Origin of the sequence: Pseudoalteromonas sp. 31A1 (assembly GCF_011378815.1) — a bacterium.
GTDB lineage: Bacteria > Pseudomonadota > Gammaproteobacteria > Enterobacterales > Alteromonadaceae > Pseudoalteromonas > Pseudoalteromonas arctica.
This window is the reverse complement of record NZ_WTKY01000007.1, coordinates 104,068-126,077: the sequence shown is the minus strand read 5'-3', so window position 1 is coordinate 126,077 and position 22,010 is coordinate 104,068. Positions and strand designations below refer to the sequence as shown.

The following is a 22,010-nucleotide window of genomic DNA, read 5'->3' as shown; positions in this document are numbered from 1 at the left end:
TACTATAAAGCAAAATGGCGACTTAAAATAATAATCAACTAATTTAGGAACGAGTAGCAATGACTTATGTAGTATTCTTTGCTTTACTGCTATTAATTACACTTTTATACAGTTACCTCAAAATTGAGAGTAACCGTAAAAAAGCGATAGAAGCTAGAAAAAAGCTATTTAATGAACGTGTTTCGCATGTAAATACGCGCCTTAAAGCAAAGCTTAATGATCTACTTGATGCTAAAATAATTCGCCCAAAATACGTTCCTCGCATTCAAGCTATTGTAAATAATTTTTTTGTTGTTCAATCACATACAGACGAGAACTTGCAACAGCTTGAAGATACCGCCGACCTACTAATTAATACGTTGTCCAACGAGTTAATTAAAATCAATCAAACAAATATAATTCAACCATTGATTGATAATATACAGTACTTTGTATCTGAGTTGCCCCAGCAAGGCATTTTATACAATAAGAGTTTTTATATTAATACATTACCTCCCCTCATTGCTCTGCTTAAAACCGAAGAGAGTATACAACCTACTGATATTGTTGATGATCAAATTGATGCATCTTCCCAAACTTCCGATACACAGTTTACTCAAGATGTAAGTGTTGCTTAAATAATAAAAAATTAATTTGCAAAAAACCAAAACACTGTATAAATTAACAGTTAATTGACTGGATGGATAAACAGTATGTTAATTGGTTTAGAAGTTAAAAATTTTGCAATCGTAAGTAATTTAAGCACAGAATGGCGCAGCGGTATGACTGCGATCACAGGTGAGACAGGTGCTGGTAAATCTATTGCTATTGATGCCTTATCGCTATGCTTAGGTGAGCGCGCTGAAGCATCAGCAGTTCGCCCAAGCTCTGATAAAGCAGAAGTATGTGCACAATTTGACTTAACAGATCTACCGCTTGCTCAAGCATTTTTAGAGCAACATATGCTAAGCACTTCTGACAACGAGTGCTTATTACGTCGTGTTGTTTGTAAAAATGGCCGTAGTAAAAGCTATATTAATGGTAGTGCAGTTACCGCATCACAATTAAAAGAACTTGGTCAATATTTAATATCTATTCATGGACAACATGCCCACCAATATTTATTAAAAGCTGAGCATCAGTTACAGCTTTTAGATGCCTATGCAGGGCATCACCACTTAGTAAACTCAGTAAATAAAAACTATAAACAGTTTGCTAACTTACAAAAAGAATTTAAACACTTAGAACAACAACAGCAGCAACAAGCAGCGCAAAAACAATTGTTAGAGTATCAAGTTGCTGAGCTTGATGAATTTGCATTACAAGAAAATGAGTTTGATTTAATTGAGGCTGAGCATTACAAACTAAGCAATAGCCAAACAATATTAGAATCGTGCCAACGTGAGTTACAACACTTATATGAAAGTGATGAGCAAAACGCTTGCTCATTACTACAGCACAGCGCTCAACAATTTACCGAACTGGCTCAATATGACGAAAGTTTAGCAAGCGTAGCTGCTATGCTTAGCGAAGCCGCTGTACAAGTTGAAGAAGCAAGCCGCGAAGTGCGCAATTACACTGAGCAAGCAGATTTAGACCCGGCACGCTTAGTTGAAGTAGAAAATAGGCTAAGTGGAGCGATGGATTTAGCGCGTAAGCATCATATAAAACCACAGCAGTTAGTTGAGTTTCATCAATCGATTGCTCAAGAACTTGAGTCAATAAGTAATAATAGTAATCGTCTGGAGCAGCTTGAGTCAGAAATAGAAAGCGCGTTACTTAGTTACAAGCAAACTGCTGATGAATTAAGTAAAAGCCGCTGCGAGTATGCTAATACACTTAACACACTAATAAGTGAAAGCATGGCTAACTTATCAATGGAAAACGGTGTTTTTGAAATAGCCTTAACTCAAGAGAGTAATCGTACACCAAACAGCCTAGGCTTTGATAATGTCTCGTTTTTAGTATCAACTAATCCGGGACAACCACTTCAACCATTAGCTAAAGTAGCATCAGGTGGTGAGCTTTCTCGTATAAGTCTTGCTATACAGGTAATTATTGCCCAAAAAGTAACAACCCCAACGCTTATTTTTGATGAAGTTGATGTAGGTATTTCTGGCCCAACGGCATCTGCTGTAGGTAAGTTATTACGCCAATTAGGTAAATCAACTCAAGTAATTTGTGTTACTCATTTACCGCAAGTTGCCAGTAGTGCACATCAGCAATTTTTTGTAGCTAAAGAAATAGCACAAGGCGAAACGTTTACTCATATGCTGCCTTTAAATAAAGATGGCCGTATTAATGAAATAGCCCGTTTACTTGGCGGCGATAACATAAGCAAAACAGCTAAAGCAAATGCTAAAGAACTAATAATGGCTCACGCCTAATGTGTTAGTAAATAACGTCTTCAAGGATTAAATAATGCACAGTACTTTAGTTGATTTTTGTATAATTTTAAGTTGGTTGTTATTAGTACTAAGCACCTGTTTAATTATATTTAGTAAATATAAACATACTTGTTTTAAACAACGTTTATTTAAGTTTTTAAATAGTTTTTTAGTTTTTCAACTAATCGTTGTGGCCTATTACTTTACTAGCGAAAAAATAAATGGACTAAGTGATTTAGGTGTTAGTTATTGGGTTTTAATTACAATGCAGATTGCGTGTATTGTAATATGCTACATGAGCTTAAAACGTAGAAAGGCTAAAATAAGGCCATCCCTTGATTCGTTTTCAATGGATTAAAGTAAATAAACATTTAAAAAGAGCACGTTCTGTTTTTACCTTGCTCTTTTGCTTTATAAAGTAGTTCATCAGCATGCTTAATATCTAGGTCAATTGAGCGTTCAGCGTTTGCAGCTGTGATGCCAATGCTTAGCGTTATATTTACACTATCTGAAAATAAGCTTACAGCTGAAGCTTTAAGGGCATTATGGATTTTTTCTGCAACGAGCTCGCCATCATCAACGGTTACATTTGGAATCACAATTAAAAACTCCTCACCGCCCCAACGTGAAGCAATCGCATTTTGCGGAATATTATTTTCAAATGTTTTGGCTAAATGGATAAGAGCTTCATCGCCAAAATCATGGCCGAATTGATCATTAATTTTTTTAAAATTATCTACATCAGCTAATAATATTACAAACGGAATATTATTATTTTTAAGCTCATTTTTAAAAGCTATAAGCTTATTCATAGTGAAACGACGGTTTGGCAGATTAGTGAGTGGATCTATAGTTGCTAAAAATTCATTTTTTTGGCTTAAAGCAATTAATTTACTGCTGTATTTTTCTCTTGAAAATTCGTAATAACCACTCAGCGATGCAACAATTATAAAAGCGAGTATGATTCTGACTGGAAACTGCTCAGGATTGTAGTCATATATATTAAATGTATCAGCGCAATAGAAACCGAGAACAATTGCCGATAAAAATAAAACAATATCAAACGTCCCTCGTTTAAGCCCTCGAATTGAATAAGTAACAGGAGAAACTATAAATATCCATATAGGCCCTGTACCTTGTGCTCCTCCTGTAAGTACCAGATAAAACATCAATGCATACAGGTTATATAAAACTACAGTTGCAGACTTCTCTACACCTCTGCCTATATTAAACGCCGATAAGTAAACAAACGAAGAAACAACCAAAGTAAATGCTAATAAATAGCTGCTGTTAATAAATGCTAAGCTAGCCATCGAAAACGTTGCTATAAAGCCTATTGAGGAAAAGAACCGAACAATGAGCTTCCTTTCTAAATTGTTTGAATATTCGTACATAATTTCTATTTATTTATTAATGTATAAAAGCAAACTTATAGATATAAAGTAAGCAAACCGTAAACAGCGTGCAATAATGAACCTACTTTATATTTAAATCAACTATTAAGGTTAGTAATTAGCACTGACAATTGTGCACATATTTTTAGCCTCTTGCATTTATCTCAGGTAAGTACATTTTTACGATATTAAATTGCTTGGCACTAATACCATTTGCTAAATTATATAAGTACGCCCTTTTATTCCTGCAATAATCGAACTGACTGGTAGTCAAAAAATAATATAAACCTGCACAGTTAAAGATGGTAGTAACTATTCTATGAATTGTGCCTGGACCGAGTCAACAACACATTAATCAATAAAAGTGCCGCTACAAAAAATACACGCACTATACAAATCCGCGATAATACTCAATCAATTTCAAGGATTGAACTTGGCGCTAACTGCGTTAAAACTTTCGAGATACGACTGCATGAATACAAAGCAATGTAGAGGTAATTGCCGAGAACACCTAAGTAGCGAAACTTTAGCCTCATTATCGACATAATTTTGTTATCTCAAAATAGATCACTTAATTAAGCGAATTGGTATTAGAGTATATAAACGACATAGAAGAAAGAAGTGTCGATAACGTTTATATATATGAAACGAGTCCTGAAAGCCGCTTAGTAGATACCTAAAGAAATCGCATTTGGCTTATAAAGAACAACCCATAATGGCAAAGCAGTTTCTTTGAAAGTTACTATATAAGGTTTCTACATGAAGTTACTAACAAAAGGTGTTGTTCAAGAAAGCCATACAAAAGGTGGTATAAATATAGCCCCATTTGTCACTAATTATGTTGACATTACATTTGGATAAAAAAAATAAAAAAGCAAGCCACTTGGCTTGCTTTAAATATCGTTATTTTAACACGAAAAATTAAACTTTTAAGTAATCCATAATACCTTCTGCAGCGTTACGTCCTTCAAAAATAGCAGTTACCACTAAATCTGAACCACGTACAATGTCGCCACCAGCAAATATTTTAGGGTTAGTAGTTTGATGTGTAAACTCACCTTGTTCTGGTGCGTTAATACCGCCCCAGTTGTTTATTTCTACATCGTATTTTTCTAACCAATCCATTTTGTGAGGCTGGAAACCAAACGCCATAATAACTTGATCAGCTTCAATAACATGTTCTGAACCAGGTACTTCTTCAGCACGGCTTCTGCCTTTTGCGTCAGGTTCACCTAATTTAGTTTTAACCATTTTAACGCCGGTCACTTTACCTTTATCGTTCAGTACAATGCCTTTAGGCTGAACGTTATACGTAAATATAACGCCTTCTTCTTTCGCGTTTTTAACTTCACGTTTAGAGCCTGGCATATTTTCTTTATCACGACGATAAGCACACGTTACTTTTGCAGCATTTTGTCGAATAGACGTACGCACACAGTCCATCGCTGTATCACCACCGCCAAGTACAACTACTTTTTGATTAGCCATATCAATACACGGTTGTTTTGTCTCGTCGTAGCCCATTACACGGTTCGTGTTACCAATCAAAAACGGCAATGCATCGTGAACACCCGCTGCATCTTCATTTTCAAGACCTGCACGCATACTCTGATACGTACCAACCCCTAAAAACACAGCGTCGTAATCAGCTAAAATTTGGTCAAGTGTAATATCAACACCTACTTCAACATTTAACTTAAATTCTACGCCCATTTCAGTGAAAATTTCACGGCGCTTTTGCATTACTGATTTTTCAAGTTTAAAAGAAGGAATACCAAATGTGAGTAGTCCACCTATTTCTGGGTGACGATCAAACACCACTGGTTTAACACCGTTACGCACTAAAATATCAGCACACCCTAAACCTGCAGGGCCCGCACCAATAATGGCTACTTTTTTGTCAGTCCATGTTACATAAGACATATCAGGCTTCCAGCCCATTTTAAATGCCTCATCAGTAATGTATTTTTCAATATTACCAATTGTAACCGCACCAAACTCTTCATCGAGCGTACACGAGCCTTCACACAAGCGGTCTTGTGGGCAAACACGCCCACAAACCTCTGGTAAGCTATTTGTACGATGAGAAAGCTCTGCCGCCTCTATAATACGGCCTGTGCGTATTAACTTTAGCCATTGTGGAATGTAGTTATGTACTGGACATTTCCACTCACAGTATGGGTTACCACAATCTAAACAACGGTCAGCTTGTGAGTTAACCTGATTCTCTGAAAAGGGTTCGTAAATTTCTACGAAAGATTTTTTACGTGACGAGATTGGTTTTTTGCGTGGGTCTACACGCTGCACGTCTATAAATTGATATACATTTTCGCTCATACTGCCCCCTTATTGCGCCTGAACACGTAGTTCGGCACTACTGCGAGCGCGATGCCCGAGTAAACTTTTTACGTCACTTGATATTGGTTTTACTAATTTGAACATAGGTAAGTACAATTCAAAGTTAGCCAAAATACTTTCTGCTCTGCACGAACCCGTAAGCTCTAAATGCTCAGCAATTAAGCCGCGTAAATGTTCTTGATGCGACGTTAATTCGTCTAGTGTTACTATTTCGACAAGCTCTGGATTAATGCGTTTTTCAAAATCATTTCGCTCATCTAAAATATAAGCAAAACCACCTGTCATACCCGCACCAAAGTTAACGCCTACATTGCCCAGTACACATACAACGCCGCCCGTCATGTATTCACAACAGTTGTCACCTACACCTTCAACAACCGCTTGCACACCTGAGTTACGAACTGCAAAGCGCTCGCCTGCACAACCTGCAGCAAACAGTTTGCCGCCTGTTGCACCGTATAAACATGTGTTGCCTGCAATTGTGGCTTTGTGACTTTCGAACGACGAGCCAAGTGGCGGACGAATAACTAACTTGCCACCCGCCATGCCTTTACCTACGTAATCGTTTGCATCGCCAACCAGTGTCATTTCAAGGCCACCGGCATTCCAAACACCAAATGATTGACCCGCAGTACCATGTAGCTCAATTGCTACAGGATCTGCCGCCATACCTTGGTTGCCATATTTATCAGCAATATAGCCAGAAAGCATTGCACCTACCGATCTGTCCGTATTACAAATACGACTTACTAGTGAAATACCGCTTGAAGCATCAATTGCGTCTTGCGCCTTAGCAAGTAGGCTCTCATTAAGTTTTCCTAAATAATGTGAGCTATTAGGCGCACTACAATAAAGCGTTTCGCCAGTTGGGTTATTAGGCTGAGCAATTACTGAAGATAAATCAATTTTCTTCTGTTTTGCTGTTTTGCCTTCAATTGCTTCAAGCAAATCTAAACGACCGATTAAATCAGTTAAGTTTACAACACCCAAGCTTGCCATGATTTCACGTGCTTCTTGCGCTATAAACTTAAAGTAGTTCATCGCCATTTCTGGTAAGCCGTGGTAATGCTTTTGACGAAGTGTTTCGTCTTGTGTTGCAACACCGGTCGCACAGTTGTTTAAATGGCAAATTCGTAAGTATTTACAACCAAGCGCAACCATTGGGCCGGTACCAAAGCCAAAACTTTCTGCACCTAAAATTGCCGCTTTAATTATATCTAAACCCGTTTTTAAGCCACCATCTGTTTGCAAGCGAATACGATGACGCAGTCCATTTTCAACAAGGGCTTGCTGCGTTTCTGCAAGTCCTAGCTCCCATGGGCTACCTGCATATTTAACTGAAGTAAGTGGGCTTGCGCCTGTACCACCATCATAGCCAGAAATAGTAATTAAATCGGCATACGCTTTAGCAACACCCGTTGCAATGGTTCCTACGCCTGGTTCTGAAACCAGTTTTACAGAAATTAGCGCTTTAGGGTTTACTTGTTTCAAATCGAAAATTAGCTGCGCTAAATCTTCAATTGAATAAATATCGTGATGTGGTGGTGGCGAAATTAACGTAACACCTGGAACAGAATAACGAAGTTTAGCAATGTATGGAGTTACTTTTTCACCCGGTAATTGACCGCCTTCGCCTGGTTTTGCACCTTGCGCTACTTTAATTTGAATAACGTCAGCACTGCGTAAATAATGCGGCGTTACGCCAAATCGACCTGAAGCAACTTGTTTAATACGCGAGTTTTTCTCGGTACCATAACGCAGCTTATCTTCGCCGCCTTCACCAGAGTTTGAACAACCGCCTAAGCGGTTCATTGCAATTGCTAGAGCCTCATGCGCTTCTGGCGATAATGCACCAATACTCATTGCTGCTGAATCGAAACGCTTGTATAGGTTTTCTGCAGGCTCTACATCATCGATGCTAATGCCTTGCTCTGGAATTTTAAGCGCAAGCATGTCACGTAAAGTGGCAATAGGACGCGTATTAACAAGTTTTGCATATTCACTGTAATCACTATATTCACCAGAACGAACTGCTTTTTGCAGGGTTTGGATTACATCAGGATTATAAGCATGATACTCGCCGCCATGTACGTACTTAAACAAGCCGCCGTGGCTTAATAATTTACGCTTACTTAGAGCGAGTTTGTGTAAGCCTTGCTGATCGTCATCAAAGTCGGTAAAGCATGCGCCCTGTATGCGACTTGCCACACCTTTAAAGCACATTTGTACAATAGCGTCAGATAAACCAACCGCTTCAAACAACATTGAGCAGCGATATGACGCAACCGTACTTATGCCCATTTTAGACATGATTTTGTATAAGCCCTTGTTAATGGCTTTACGGTAAGCAAGAGTTACTTCGCAATACGACTTATTAATAATTTTGCTGTCGCTCATCGCAACTAACGATTCATACGCAAGGTATGGATAAATTGCCGTAGCACCAAAGCCTAATAACACAGCAAACTGATGCGCATCACGCACGCTACCGGTTTCAATGATAATGTTTGATTCACAGCGAAGATTGTTATCAACTAATCGTTTTTGTACCGCACCTACAGCCATAGCTGCTGGAATCGGCAAATTTGCTTCATTAAAGTTACGGTCAGTTAAAATAAGCATGATACAACCAGCGGCTGCTTTTTCTTGTGCTTGGTCACAAATACGCGTTACCGCATTTTCTAAACCTTCTTCAACTGTGTAGGTAATATCAATTTTACAGTAGCTGTAATGCGCTTCATCAGCATTTAATAGCTGCTGCATGTCTGCGTACATTAAAATTGGCGTATCAAACTGTAGGCGCTTAGCGTGGCCTGTTGTTTCGTTAAATACGTTTTGCTCACTACCAATACATGTCGCAAGTGACATTACATGATTTTCACGCAGTGGATCGATAGGTGGGTTTGTTACTTGCGCAAATTTTTGGCGGAAGTAATCATAAAGCGAACGATGCCCTTCACTAAGCACTGCAAATGGCGTGTCATCACCCATTGAGCCGGTTGCTTCTTGGCCGTTTTCACCCATTACACGAATAACGCTATCAAGCTCTTCGTTGGTATAACCAAACATTTTTTGATATTTAGCTAGCGTTTCGTCATCAAATGAGCGATTACCCGCGTCTTGCTCAGTCAGCTCTTCAAATGGGACTAAACGTTTAACGTTCTCTTCAAGCCATGACTTGTAAGGATGGCGAGACTTTAAATCTTGATCGATTTCATCTGAGTGCCAAATTTTGCCTAGCTTAGTATCAATAACTAATAATTCACCTGGACCAACACGGCCTTTTTCAACTACTTCATCGGCAGTGTAATCCCAAATACCCACTTCTGATGCAAGCGTAATAAAGCCATCTTGTGTAATTACATAACGCGCTGGGCGAAGTCCATTACGGTCAAGGTTACAAGCCGCAAAACGACCATCAGACATTACAATACCTGCCGGGCCATCCCATGGTTCCATATGCATAGAGTTAAAGTCGTAAAATGCACGTAAATCGTCGTCCATTGCACGGTTTTTCTGCCATGCAGGTGGTACGAGCATACGCATAGCGCGGAATAAATCCATGCCACCAGCTAAAAATAGCTCAAGCATATTATCTAGGCTTGATGAATCAGAGCCGGTTTCGTTTACAAACGGCGCTGCGCTTTGTAAATCAGGAATAAGTGGTGACGCAAACTTATATGAACGTGCGCGTGCCCACTGGCGGTTACCTTCAATAGTATTAATTTCACCATTGTGTGCTAAATAGCGGAAAGGTTGAGCTAAAGGCCAACGCGGCTGAGTATTAGTAGAAAAGCGCTGATGGAAAACACAAATCGCACTCGTCATACGAATATCAGCTAAATCTAGGTAAAAATTTGGTAAATCTGCAGGCATCATTAAGCCTTTATAGATAGTTACCAAACCAGATAGACTTGCGATATAGAAAGCTTCGTCATCAACAATGCGCTTTTCAGCGCGGCGGCGTGCTACATATAAGCGACGCTCTAAGTCTTTAGAACGCCAACCTTCTGGCGCGCTAACAAAAATTTGTTCAAAACCTGGTAATTGCTGTACAGCAATAGGACCGAGCATTGATGGGTCGGTTGGCACAACGCGCCAACCTAAAATATTTAACGTTTCTTTTTCTAATTCTTCGCTAAGTATTTGTTTTGCAGCTTGCGCTAAAACAGGGTCTGAATTTAAAAATATCATACCCACTGCGTAGTTTTTGCCTAAGTGCCAGTTATGTTCACTAGCAATAGCACGGAAAAAGCTATCTGGTTTTTGTAATAATAAACCACAGCCATCACCTGTTTTACCATCGGCAGATATACCACCACGGTGCTGCATGCGATCAAGCCCCGTAATAGCAGTACGAATAAGCCTATGACTAGCTTGACCATTAACTTGAGCTATTAAGCCAAAGCCACAATTTTCTTTTTCTAACTTTGAGTCGTATAACATAGACCCCTCCCCTTGCTGCACTGTTAGCGTGGATGAACTGCTCGACGATTTGCTAACAGACGGACAAAACTAGCCTCTATCTTAAATAGAGTCAATAGCACTTTGAATACATATTCACATTCTTGAATATTTCTCACTTCATAGCAAGATTTCTTTTTATCATTATTTTTAACATTTAGCGTTATTTTAACCACTATTTTTTCATGACACTGGTGTCAAGTTTAACATATTGTAAAAAACACAAGCATTCAGCGTGCCAGCTTACGTAAACGTAAAGGCAACCGAAAGTGAATAAGTATTCAGCACTAGAGGGGCTATTCAGTTAACATTTAGATAGTTTTATGCTATTTCATTACTTTAATGGCTTAACATCCCCGATTATTGCTGCTCATTAGTATAGTTATGAAAGTTCATGTCATTTTTTGTACGTTAATAGTGAATTTTTATTTAAAACTATGTCCGATGCGGACACATAAACTGTCCGCGGACATGAATTTCAATAACAAAAAAATAAAATCACTTAAATATCAATAAGATAATAGTTGGCATATTAATCGTATAGCTTTATATATAATCGCTAATTGGAATTACTATGTTTACTCTAAGCTTATTTTTACTCTCTCCTATTGCCGCTATTTGCACAGCAGCTTTATTACTGCTGTGCGAAAAATACATAAAAGCAATTTAGGGGAAATTAAATGATTAAAGATACCAGCGCACAAGACATACAAGTAAAGGCACCTATAAGCTATAAAAAATACGCGATAATCACTGCGATTGTTTTCATTGTGGTCTCTGCAATTGCTTATATTTTTTTAACGAGCCATAGCGCTAAAAGCTCTATTAGCCGCTCAAAAGTACAGATTGCAAAAGTACATGTTAAAGCGCTCATTCGAGACATTGCCGCCAGTGGTAAAATTGTTGCTGCTAATGCTCCTAAAATCTACAGTCCAGAACGGGGATTTATAGATTTAAAAGTAAAGGCCGGCGATACAGTAAAGCAAGGCAACACACTTGCCCTGCTGCAAAGCCCTGAGTTAACTAATGAATTAAAGCAACAGGAGTCTGTACTTAAAAGACTTGAAGGCGAGCAGCAAAGGCAGCATTTGCAAGCAAGACGCCAAACACTCACTTTAAATAAAACACTCGATATGGCAGAGGTTGAGCTTAACGCCGCTGAGCGCGAAAATCGTCGCGCACAGTTATCAATACAAAAGCACTTAATTAGCCAAATTGATCTAGAAAAAGCAGTTGATGATTTATCCCGAGCTAAGCTCTCCTATAAGCATGCGCAGCAAGAGGTATTGCTTGCCAAAGACACGCTCGCTTTTGAACTACAAGCTGCTAAAAGTGATGTGACCCGCCAACAACTTATTGTTGATGACTTAATCCGAAAAGTAAGCAACCTATCTATTAAGGCTACCGTTACAGGGATCGTGGGTAACCTATTAGTGCAACAAAAAGCCGCAGTGACGCAAAGCCAACCTCTTATGACTCTCGTCGACTTAAGTAATTTTGAAGCCGAACTCCAAGTTCCTGAAAGTTACGCAAACGAATTAGGGCTCGGTATGGAAGTAGAGCTTAAGTTAGGCAATGAAACAGTGATGGGGAATTTATCCGCCATATCACCAGAAGTTAATAATCGTGAAGTAACAGCACGCGTCCGGTTTAAAGGTGTTACTAACAACATTCGTCAGAACCAACGCTTAACTGCACGTATTTTACTCGACAACCGAGAAGGTGTAATGCAAGTAAAGCGTGGTGCATTTATGCAGCAAGGCGGAATTATAGCTTATAAAGTCGATGGCAATATCGCAAAGCGTATACCTATTACAATAGGCGCCACCAGCATTAATGCGGTTGAGCTTTTAAGTGGACTAAAAGAAAACGATGAAATTATTATTTCAAGCTACAGCGACTTTAAGCAAGCCAACACGATTTTATTAAATTAAACAGACGTTCTCAACCAACGCTAAAAATAATTAGGAACAACGATGTTACAAATGAACAATGTAAGTAAAGTATACCAAACAGAAATGGTACAAACCCATGCGCTTCGAGATTTTAATCTGCAAGTAAACGAAGGCGAATTTATTGCTGTTACTGGTCCTAGCGGCTCAGGAAAAACAACCTTTTTAAATATTGCAGGTATGCTCGAGCCTTTTAACGAAGGTGAATACCTGCTGGATGGCGTTAATGTTGGCAGCCTAAACGATAACCAACGTGCTGATTTACGTAATCAAAAAATTGGCTTTATATTCCAAGGCTTTAATTTGATCCCCGATTTAAATTTATATGAAAACATAGAAGTTCCTCTTCGCTACAGAGGGATTAAAGCAAATGAGCGAAAACGTCGAATTGAGCAATGCCTTGAACAAGTTGGTTTAGCATCTCGCGCTAAACACTTACCTCAACAACTCTCTGGTGGCCAGCAACAACGTGTGGCAATAGCCCGTGCGCTTGCTGGTGAAACTCGTTTTTTACTTGCCGATGAGCCAACAGGTAACCTTGACAGCTTAATGGCTCGCCAAGTTATGGAGTTACTTGAACAAATCAATCGCGACGGTGCCACTATTGTAATGGTAACTCATGATAGCGAATTAGCCCGCCGTGCTCCGCGTAATATTCAAGTAGTTGATGGACAACTTGCCGACTTTACGCTTTATCAGGGCGCGCAAACTATAAAAACAGCATCGGGGGTTTAACTAATGTTTATTCATTATTTAGATTTAAGTTGGCGCAGCTTCAAGCGCACCCCATTGGTTAGCTTTTTAATGGTACTTGCCATTGCGATAGGTATAGGCATAACAATGACCAGCCTTAGTGTTTATCACATGATGTCGGCCGATCCTATTCCAGAAAAAAGCAGCCAACTTTACAGTGTGCAATTACAAACAATGGACGATGGTAGTACGTGGTGGACAGAAGATAACATGCCACTGCAATTGACCTATCAAGATGCAGAGAACTTATTAAACGCACCCACGTCAGAGAAAAAAGTGGCTATGATGCGTACCGGCTTTTCAGTTTATTTAGACTCCGACAAAATAAAACCTTTTATAGGTAATGCACGCATGACAACGCCTGACTTTTTTAGCATGTTTAATTTGTCATTTCTATACGGAGGGGCTTGGAGCAAAGAGCAAGAAAACTCAGCCGCACCTGTGGTTGTTATTACCCAAGAGATAAACGATAAACTATTTGCAGGACAAAACTCCGTCGGAGAACTGATTTACTTAGATGATGCAAGCTATCAAGTAGTTGGTGTTATTAACCATTGGCCTCTCAATATTAAATATTATGATTTAAATAACGGTGCATTTAATCAAGTAGAAGAATTATTTATGCCCTTTAGCTTAATAAAGGCAAAAGAGCTCGTAAGTTGGGGCAATAGCAATGGATGGAAACACGAAAACACACCAACCTTTGCAGATAAACTGCAATCTGAGCAAGTATGGATCCAGTTTTGGGTAGAGCTAAATACGCTTGAACAAAAACAAGCCTATCAAAATTACTTATTAGCCTATATGCAAGAACAACAAAAACGTGGTCGATTTAATCGTAAAGAACTTGAGTATAAACTTCGCGATGTAAACCAATGGATGCAATACAACAACGTCGTCACCGAAGACAATAAAATTTTAGTGGGCCTGAGCTTTATGTTCTTAGGTGTCTGCTTAGCCAATATTTTAGGTTTACTTTTAGCCAAGTTTTTACGCAGAGCGCCAGAAGTAGGTGTAAGACGCGCATTAGGCGCTAGTAAAAGGCAAATATTTTTACAGCACTTAGTTGAGGTCGCCATGCTTGGCTTTATAGGTGGCATGCTAGGAATTGTACTAGCACAACTTGGCTTAATGGGCGTAGTGCAAAGCTACGACTACTATGAAAACTTAGCAACAATGGATTTGACCATGCTATTGAGCGCCCCATTGATTGCAATTACAACCTGCATTTTGGCTGGTTTGTACCCAGCTTGGTTAGTGTGTAAAACCAATCCTGCTATTTATCTTAAGAGCCAATAAGGAATTTAACAATGTTAGAAATAAAACCTATATTTAACGCCTTATGCCGCTCAAAGGTGGGCGCTGTATTACTGCTAATTCAAATTGCAATTACCACAGCTATAGTCAGTAATGCTGCATTTATCATTCAAGACAGAATTAGCTATTTAAATCAAGAAACGGGCTACCCTGAGCAAGATATATTTAAGTTTAATGTAATGACCTTTGGTACTGATATTAACTTAAGCCAGCAGTTTGAGCTTGATGAAAGCATGCTTAGAAAAATGCCAGGCGTAGTTGATGCCGCATTAAGCAGTAGTATCCCGCTATCAGGCAGTGGCAGCGCTTCGAGCTTTAATTTACAACCCGCTCCACAAGAAGGCCTAAGTGTAAGAACTGCTTATTTTTTTATAGATGACCACGCAATTAATACCTACGGCGTTAACTTAATTGCAGGGCGAAACTTTACCGAAGATGAAGTGCTAGTTACAAACGAAATTACACAAAAGCGCACCAACGTCACTATAGTCACTAAAGCCTTACTTGATGAGCTCTACCCTGATGGAGATGGTTTAGGAAAAATAGTTTATTTTGGTGACCTACCACTTAAAGTTATTGGCGTGATCGGAAACATGAAAGGCCCGTGGCTCAAAGACAGTAAACCCGATAATCTTGCGTTTATTCCTTATATTAAAGCAGCAAGTTATGCACAAGTTGCCGTTCGTACAGAGCCTGGTCAGCGAGCAGCTGTAATGAAAGAAATAGAAAATGCCATGCTCGAAAATTACAGCAAACGCGTTATTAATAACATTAAAGGACTTGATGAGTTAAAAAATGAGTATACCGCTAAAGACCGCCTCATGATGCGCATGCTCATAGTATTAATCACTATTTTAGTGCTTATAACCGCTCTCGGTATTTTTGGCTTAACCTTATTTAATATTAGCAAACGTACTAAGCAAATTGGCACACGCAGAGCACTTGGTGCAAGAAAGTCAGCTATTGTTAGCTACTTTTTAGTAGAAAATGCATTAATTTGTAGCCTAGGTTTAGCCTTAGGTGTGGTAACAGCAATACTACTTGGGAGAATGTTAATGCAGTATTTTTCTGTAGCCGCACTACCGCCAAGCTATATAGCCGTTACCGCCATTGTCGTATTATTAATGAGCTTACTTGCGGTATTAGGGCCGGCTAAACGCGCTGCTAATATTTCGCCCAGTATCGCAACTCGCACAATTTAACCTAGAATCCGCTTGAGGTAGATTTATTATCCAGAGTTTAGGTTACTAAATCATGTAAAAATCACTATGCTACACTGATTAGTAAGGCAGTGTAGCCATTAAAAAATTATAAAAATAACCTATGACTCATAAAATACTCATTGTTGATGATAACCAAGCAGTACTCGATGCACTTTCATTGTTGCTCGAGATCCACGACTTTTCGGTAGTGACTGCAACAAACCCGTTTGATGCTCTGCAAATAGTTCGCTATCAGCGAATTGAGCTTGTAATTCAAGACATGAACTTTACCAGCGACACAACCTCTGGCGAAGAAGGTAAAACGTTGTTTTATGAACTACGAGAAATAAACCCACACCTCCCTATTATACTTATTACAGCCTGGACCGAACTTGCTACCGCTATTGAGCTTGTAAAAGCCGGTGCTGCCGATTACTTACCAAAACCCTGGGATGATGCAAAACTACTAGTTTGTATCAGTAACTTAATAGAGCTAGGCAGTGCTAAAAAAATAGTGGCGACACATAATCGCCATCAACAAGAGCGTGAAGGTACATTTAAAAGCGCAGACCTTGCCGGGCTAATATTTAAAAGCACGGCTATGGAACGACTGGTCACTATGGCGCTACAAGTAGCTAAATCTGATATATCTGCATTAATTACAGGCCCTAATGGAAGTGGTAAAGAGTGCATTGCGCATATCATTCAAAAAAACTCCCCACTTGTATCGCAACCTTTTATTAAGGTAAACGCAGGCGCACTACCACAAGAACTTATAGAAGCCGAACTTTTTGGCGCTGAAGCTGGCGCATACACGGGGATAACTAAACAACGTATTGGTCGATTTGAAGCAGCTGATGGCGGTACGTTATTTTTAGATGAAATTGGTAATTTACCACTCTCAGGACAAATAAAATTACTACGCGTAGTACAAACCGGCGAGTTTGAACGTTTAGGCTCAACACAAACACAAAAAGTAAATGTGCGAGTAATATCGGCTACTAACGAAAACTTACTACAAGCAATTGAACAAGGTCGATTTAGGGAAGACTTATATTATCGCCTTAATGTAATTGAACTCAATGTGCCTGCCCTTAGCGAAAGGCAAGATGATGTTTTAGCACTTATTAGCCATTTTTTACCTCACCGAGAGCTGACTATAAACACAGAGCAAGCACTTCAACATTATAAATGGCCAGGTAACGTTCGAGAGCTAGAAAATGCTTGTAAACGTGTAGCGGTGCTAAAACCAACAGGTGCGCTTACAGTCGATGACTTTGCACTTTCGTCATCGGTTACTGCTCAACAAGAAGCAAAAGCAGAACCGACCAAACAGGAAATAGAACACGCAATGCGCGCTCATCAAGGTGTTATAGCCAAAGTGGCCCGTGAATTTGGTTTAAGCCGACAAGCTCTTTATCGTCGATTACAAAAAATGGGTATTGATTATTAATGCCAAACATTATTAGCCACTTTACCCTAAGCCAAAAGGTTGTGTTAATTTGCGCACTTTGTAGCGCGCTGCCTGTTTTTATTATTGCCGCACTTAGTGGTTTTGATATGTACTACACTCTGTTTTTAATATTACTAACGCTTGCATTTAGCACCTTGCTTTCAAGAGCTCTCACCAAACCAATAAAGCTTGGCATGCAATCGCTCGAAACCGGGTTGCTTAATTTTAAAGATGGTGAGCTCTCCAGCTTACTAGCGTATAAAAGTAATGATGAACTTGGAAAACTATGCCGACTTTATAATCAAACCGCTAAACAGCTTCGCCAAGAAAAACAATGGATTTACCAGCGCGAGTTAATGCTTGATAAAGTATTGCAAAGCTCGCCGCAAGCGTTATTACTGGTCAATGATAATAATACGGTGGTATTTAGTAATTTAATTAGCCGTAGTTTATTTAATAGCGCAACCCGCCTTGAAGGTATGCAGCTAAGTAAATTGCTCGAAAATTCGCCCCTGCAATTAATAGCAGCTATAGAGCACGGTGTTGATGGCCTCTTTAATATAGAAATAGAGAATCAAGACTCGCAAACTTGGCATTTAGCCACCGGGGAGTTTTTACTCAATAACCAAAAGCATCATTTATATATATTTAAACAATTAACCCGTGAGCTTAGTCGCCAAGAAGTTGCCGTGTGGAAAAAGGTAATACGCATTATCAGCCACGAATTGAATAATTCACTCGGCCCTATGTCGTCCATGTTACACAGCGCACAATTGCTCGCAAATAAAGTTGATGAGCCCCGCCTTGCCCGTGTATTTGCAACTATTGATGAGCGAATTAGTCATTTAACTGAATTTGTACAAGGCTATGGCAAGTTTGCTAAATTACCTCAGCCACAAAAAACACGGATTAACTGGCAAAACACACTCAATAATTTAAAAAATCACTGGCAATTTAGCTACGAAATAAAAAATCCACACAATGAATTACAAGCTGATCAAGCCCAACTCGAGCAGCTGCTCATAAACTTATTAAAAAATTCACACGAGTCAGGCTCCAACTCCAATGAAATACATATTCAGGTCGAATTTGTACCCCAAGCTTGTGTTATAAATGTGAGCGACTGCGGCAAAGGTATGAGCGAGCAAGTAATGGCAAATGCTTTAGTGCCCTTTTATTCTACAAAAAGTACGGGAAGTGGTTTAGGGCTAGCCTTATGCAGAGAAATAGCAGAAGCGCACCAGGGGCATATAAGTTTACATAACAAAATAGAGGGCGGCTTAAACGTACAAGTGAGCCTTCCTTATTCGTAAATTCACAAAAATTAAAAACAACAAAGCCACTTAAAAAGTGGCTTTGTGTTTAAAGAGCTTAATAACCTGAGTTCAGGTTGAGTAATAAAATTACTCTGCGTCAGCTTCTTTATATTTAGCAGCAGTTTCTGTAATTAACGGCTGTAATTCACCGCGTTGAAACATTTCGATAATAATGTCACAACCACCAACTAATTCGCCATCTACCCATAATTGCGGGAATGTTGGCCAATTTGCGTATGCTGGAAGCTCAGCACGAATGTCTGGATTAAGTAAAATATCAACGTATGCAAATGGTTCACCACATGACATTAACGCTTGCGATGCTTGTGAAGAAAAACCACAATTTGGTAATTTTGGTGACCCTTTCATGAAAAGGATTATTGGGTTTTCTGAAATTTGCTGTTTAATTTTATCAATGGTTTCCATCTACAACCTCAAAGTAACGATAGCTAAATATATTTAGGTCTTGAAAATAACTCATCGTGACCACAAATATATAACTTAAAATGGGCAAATAAAGCCGCAATTGAAATAGTCTTTCGCAATAGCATTGCTGTTTGCTTAAACTTGAGTAAAATACTCAACAATTATAGTAACACTATATTACCGCTTGGTATAGGTAACTGCTCTGTTTCAACAGGCATTACGTATTACCAAATGGACTATCAACCAAAGAAGATGGAGATAAAAAAATGGCATTTGAACTACCGTCACTACCATATGCAATCGACGCACTTGAGCCACATATTTCAAAAGAAACACTAGAGTTTCACCATGGCAAACACCACAACACTTACGTGGTTAAGCTTAATGGTTTAATCCCTGGTACTGAGTTTGAAAACAAATCTCTAGAAGAGATCGTATGTTCATCAGAAGGCGGCGTATTTAACAACGCAGCACAAATCTGGAACCATACTTTTTACTGGAACAGCTTATCTCCAAACGGCGGCGGCGAGCCTACTGGCGCAGTTGCTGATGCAATCAACGCCAAATGGGGTTCTTTTGATGCGTTTAAAGATGCATTAAATGACAAAGCAGTAAATAACTTTGGTTCAAGCTGGACGTGGTTAGTTAAGCTTGCTGATGGTTCACTAGACATCGTTAATACATCTAACGCTGCTACACCATTAACTGATGATGGCGTTACTCCAATCCTTACAGTGGATTTATGGGAACACGCTTACTACATTGATTACCGTAACGTTCGTCCAGATTACCTTAAAGGTTTTTGGTCGCTTGTTAACTGGGAATTCGCGAACGCTAACTTCGCTTAATTAGCCTTTAAACGCTAATGTAAAAAAGACGCTTAGGCGTCTTTTTTTGTTTCTTGTTTATCACACCCAAGCGCCTCATCATTTAATAAAACACTTTTAGTAACATGATCTTTTTTCACTTAAATTTTTAATTTTATTGCACAAAAATACAGATTCGTGACTAGACTTTAAAAGGTAAGCACCTTTTTACAGCGGGTTTCGGAGGTTATTATGACGATTTTTGAGCATTACCAAGCACGATACGAAGCGGCACAGGAAGAAGAATATAGTATCGCTGAATTTCTTGAGATTTGTAAAACCGATAAGTCTGCCTACGCCAGCGCACCAGAACGCCTACTCATGGCAATTGGCGAACCAAACATGGTAGATACCGCAACGGATGCACGACTAAGTCGATTATTTTCAAATAGAGTAGTTGCGCGCTACCCTGCCTTTGCAGATTTTTATGGTATGGAAGACGCCATTGAGCAAATAGTCTCTTATTTAAAACACGCCGCCCAAGGGCTTGAAGAATGCAAACAAGTGCTTTATTTACTTGGACCTGTTGGTGGGGGTAAATCATCCATTGCTGAAAAACTAAAATATTTAATGCAACAAGTACCTATTTATTCAATTAAAGGCTCTCCGGTAAACGACCATCCTCTTGCATTATTTGACCCAATAGAGGACGCCGAGGTACTTAAGCAAGAATACGGTATTAAACCGCGCTACTTAAAAACCATTATGTCCCCTTGGGCTGGCAAACGCTTAAAAGAATTCAATGGTGATATTAGCCAGTTTAGAGTGGTTAAGCGCTACCCCTCAATTTTAAACCAAATATGCATTGCCAAAACCGAACCAGGAGATGAAAACAACCAAGATATTTCGGCGCTAGTGGGTAAAGTAGATATTCGCCAACTTGAGCACTTTGCTCAAAACGATCCTGATGCATACGCCTACTCGGGCTCTTTATGTTTAGCTAACCAAGGGCTGATGGAATTTGTAGAAATGTTTAAAGCACCTATTAAAGTGCTGCATCCTTTACTTACTGCAACCCAAGAGGGTAATTACAACGGCACAGAAGGCATTAGTGCTCTGCCCTTTAATGGCATGATCCTCGCTCACTCTAATGAATCTGAGTGGCAAACTTTTAAAAACAATAAAAACAACGAAGCATTTTTAGACCGTGTTTATATTGTAAAAGTACCTTACTGCTTACGTGTGACTGAAGAAATTAAAATTTACGACAAATTACTTGAGCACAGCGAGCTATACAACGCGCCATGCGCACCAGGTACACTTAAAACATTGGCGCAATTTACGACGCTATCACGTTTAAAAGAGCCAGAAAATTCAAGTATCTATTCAAAAATGCGGGTATACGATGGCGAAACTCTAAAAGACACCGACCCTAAAGCAAAATCGTATCAAGAGTACCGTGATTACGCAGGTGTTGATGAAGGCATGACGGGGCTCTCTACTCGCTTTGCGTTTAAAATTTTATCCCGCGTGTTTAACTTTGATACCACTGAGGTTGCCGCAAACCCAGTGCATTTGTTCTATGTGCTTGAACAACAGATAGAGCGCGAACAATTTTCAAGCGAAATAGAAGAGCGTTATTTAAGCTTTTTAAAAGGCTATTTAATTCCGCAATATGTTGAGTTTATAGGCAAAGAACTGCAAACCGCCTATTTAGAATCGTATTCAGAATACGGACAAAACATTTTTGACCGTTATGTTATTTATGCAGACTTTTGGATACAAGACCAAGAATATCGCGACCCTGATACGGGACAACTATTTGACCGTGAGGCACTTAATGCCGAACTTGAAAAAATAGAAAAGCCGGCGGGTATTTCTAACCCTAAAGATTTCCGAAATGAAATAGTAAACTTTGTATTGCGTGCCCGTGCGCACAACAACGGTAAAAACCCACTATGGACAAGCTACGAAAAACTACGCACGGTAATTGAGAAAAAAATGTTCTCTAATACCGAAGATTTACTCCCTGTTATTTCGTTTAATACTAAAACGTCTGCAGAGGATCAGCAAAAGCACGAAGACTTTGTGAACCGTATGGTCGAAAAAGGCTATACACAAAAACAAGTTCGCTTGCTTTCTGAGTGGTATTTACGGGTTAGAAAATCGCAATAACCTTCATAGTCGTAGTATATAGGAGGTC

General features: G+C 39.2%; 14 protein-coding genes. 10 read left to right on the top strand and 4 right to left on the bottom strand.

Annotated elements, in window-relative coordinates:
- The first annotated feature begins 59 nt into the window (after positions 1-59).
- Together GQR52_RS09365 and recN are read left to right on the top strand one after the other, a co-directional pair.
- Positions 60-617, top strand: coding sequence for a hypothetical protein (locus tag GQR52_RS09365; protein ID WP_007584558.1), 558 nt, complete (start codon positions 60-62; stop codon positions 615-617).
- Between the two features lie 75 nt (positions 618-692).
- Complete coding sequence (gene recN / locus GQR52_RS09360; RefSeq protein WP_007584560.1) at positions 693-2,366, top strand: DNA repair protein RecN; 1,674 nt, start codon at positions 693-695, stop codon at positions 2,364-2,366.
- Between the two features lie 371 nt (positions 2,367-2,737).
- Here recN and GQR52_RS09355 read toward each other — a convergent pair whose 3' ends face one another.
- From GQR52_RS09355 to gltB, 3 genes are all read right to left on the bottom strand, one after another.
- Entirely contained in the window at positions 2,738-3,760 is a 1,023-nt protein-coding gene (locus tag GQR52_RS09355; RefSeq protein WP_240914467.1) for a GGDEF domain-containing protein, read from the bottom strand.
- A 921-nt stretch (positions 3,761-4,681) separates the two neighbouring features.
- Complete coding sequence (locus GQR52_RS09350) at positions 4,682-6,097, bottom strand: FAD-dependent oxidoreductase (protein WP_007584567.1); 1,416 nt, start codon at positions 6,095-6,097, stop codon at positions 4,682-4,684.
- Between the two features lie 9 nt (positions 6,098-6,106).
- Entirely contained in the window at positions 6,107-10,564 is a 4,458-nt protein-coding gene (gltB, locus tag GQR52_RS09345) for a glutamate synthase large subunit (RefSeq protein ID WP_165728237.1), read from the bottom strand.
- 698 nt (positions 10,565-11,262) lie between these two features.
- On the opposite strand from gltB, the gene GQR52_RS09340 reads away from it, so the two are divergent.
- From GQR52_RS09340 to GQR52_RS09315, 6 genes are all read left to right on the top strand, one after another.
- A complete protein-coding gene (locus GQR52_RS09340; RefSeq protein WP_165728236.1) occupies positions 11,263-12,516 on the top strand; it encodes an HlyD family efflux transporter periplasmic adaptor subunit in 1,254 nt (417 codons plus the stop codon).
- Between the two features lie 42 nt (positions 12,517-12,558).
- Positions 12,559-13,269 carry an ABC transporter ATP-binding protein gene (locus tag GQR52_RS09335; RefSeq protein ID WP_165728235.1) on the top strand — a complete coding sequence of 237 codons (711 nt, stop codon included), beginning with the start codon at positions 12,559-12,561 and terminating at the stop codon, positions 13,267-13,269.
- Between the two features lie 3 nt (positions 13,270-13,272).
- Positions 13,273-14,586, top strand: a complete 1,314-nt coding sequence (locus GQR52_RS09330; protein ID WP_165728234.1) for an ABC transporter permease — start codon at positions 13,273-13,275, stop codon at positions 14,584-14,586.
- 11 nt (positions 14,587-14,597) lie between these two features.
- Positions 14,598-15,806 (top strand): FtsX-like permease family protein, encoded by a 1,209-nt coding sequence (locus GQR52_RS09325; protein ID WP_165728233.1) that lies wholly within the window; start codon positions 14,598-14,600, stop codon positions 15,804-15,806.
- A gap of 121 nt (positions 15,807-15,927) precedes the next feature.
- Positions 15,928-17,259, top strand: coding sequence for a sigma-54 dependent transcriptional regulator (locus tag GQR52_RS09320; protein ID WP_024590831.1), 1,332 nt, complete (start codon positions 15,928-15,930; stop codon positions 17,257-17,259).
- Positions 17,259-18,572: an ATP-binding protein gene (locus GQR52_RS09315; protein ID WP_024607682.1), complete on the top strand. Its 1,314-nt coding sequence runs from the start codon at positions 17,259-17,261 to the stop codon at positions 18,570-18,572. Before GQR52_RS09320 ends, GQR52_RS09315 begins: the two co-directional genes overlap by 1 nt.
- A gap of 90 nt (positions 18,573-18,662) precedes the next feature.
- Here the strand turns inward: GQR52_RS09315 and GQR52_RS09310 are convergent, their stop codons facing one another.
- The gene (locus GQR52_RS09310) at positions 18,663-19,001 is read right to left on the bottom strand and encodes a Grx4 family monothiol glutaredoxin (protein ID WP_004335359.1); all 339 of its coding nucleotides are present in this window, start codon (positions 18,999-19,001) and stop codon (positions 18,663-18,665) included.
- Between the two features lie 266 nt (positions 19,002-19,267).
- On the opposite strand from GQR52_RS09310, the gene GQR52_RS09305 reads away from it, so the two are divergent.
- Positions 19,268-19,849 carry a Fe-Mn family superoxide dismutase gene (locus GQR52_RS09305; RefSeq protein ID WP_002960323.1) on the top strand — a complete coding sequence of 194 codons (582 nt, stop codon included), beginning with the start codon at positions 19,268-19,270 and terminating at the stop codon, positions 19,847-19,849.
- A gap of 210 nt (positions 19,850-20,059) precedes the next feature.
- On the top strand, positions 20,060-21,982 hold the full coding sequence (locus tag GQR52_RS09300; RefSeq protein WP_165728232.1) for a PrkA family serine protein kinase: 1,923 nt from the start codon (positions 20,060-20,062) through the stop codon (positions 21,980-21,982).
- Positions 21,983-22,010 lie beyond the last annotated feature (28 nt).

Coding starts and splice junctions, on each gene's coding strand:
- GQR52_RS09365 (WP_007584558.1), top strand. CDS start 60: ATGACTTATGTAGTATTCTTTGCTTTACTGCTATTAATTACACTTTTA.
- recN (WP_007584560.1), top strand. CDS start 693: ATGTTAATTGGTTTAGAAGTTAAAAATTTTGCAATCGTAAGTAATTTA.
- GQR52_RS09355 (WP_240914467.1), bottom strand. CDS start 3,760: ATGTACGAATATTCAAACAATTTAGAAAGGAAGCTCATTGTTCGGTTC.
- GQR52_RS09350 (WP_007584567.1), bottom strand. CDS start 6,097: ATGAGCGAAAATGTATATCAATTTATAGACGTGCAGCGTGTAGACCCA.
- gltB (WP_165728237.1), bottom strand. CDS start 10,564: ATGTTATACGACTCAAAGTTAGAAAAAGAAAATTGTGGCTTTGGCTTA.
- GQR52_RS09340 (WP_165728236.1), top strand. CDS start 11,263: ATGATTAAAGATACCAGCGCACAAGACATACAAGTAAAGGCACCTATA.
- GQR52_RS09335 (WP_165728235.1), top strand. CDS start 12,559: ATGTTACAAATGAACAATGTAAGTAAAGTATACCAAACAGAAATGGTA.
- GQR52_RS09330 (WP_165728234.1), top strand. CDS start 13,273: ATGTTTATTCATTATTTAGATTTAAGTTGGCGCAGCTTCAAGCGCACC.
- GQR52_RS09325 (WP_165728233.1), top strand. CDS start 14,598: ATGTTAGAAATAAAACCTATATTTAACGCCTTATGCCGCTCAAAGGTG.
- GQR52_RS09320 (WP_024590831.1), top strand. CDS start 15,928: ATGACTCATAAAATACTCATTGTTGATGATAACCAAGCAGTACTCGAT.
- GQR52_RS09315 (WP_024607682.1), top strand. CDS start 17,259: ATGCCAAACATTATTAGCCACTTTACCCTAAGCCAAAAGGTTGTGTTA.
- GQR52_RS09310 (WP_004335359.1), bottom strand. CDS start 19,001: ATGGAAACCATTGATAAAATTAAACAGCAAATTTCAGAAAACCCAATA.
- GQR52_RS09305 (WP_002960323.1), top strand. CDS start 19,268: ATGGCATTTGAACTACCGTCACTACCATATGCAATCGACGCACTTGAG.
- GQR52_RS09300 (WP_165728232.1), top strand. CDS start 20,060: ATGACGATTTTTGAGCATTACCAAGCACGATACGAAGCGGCACAGGAA.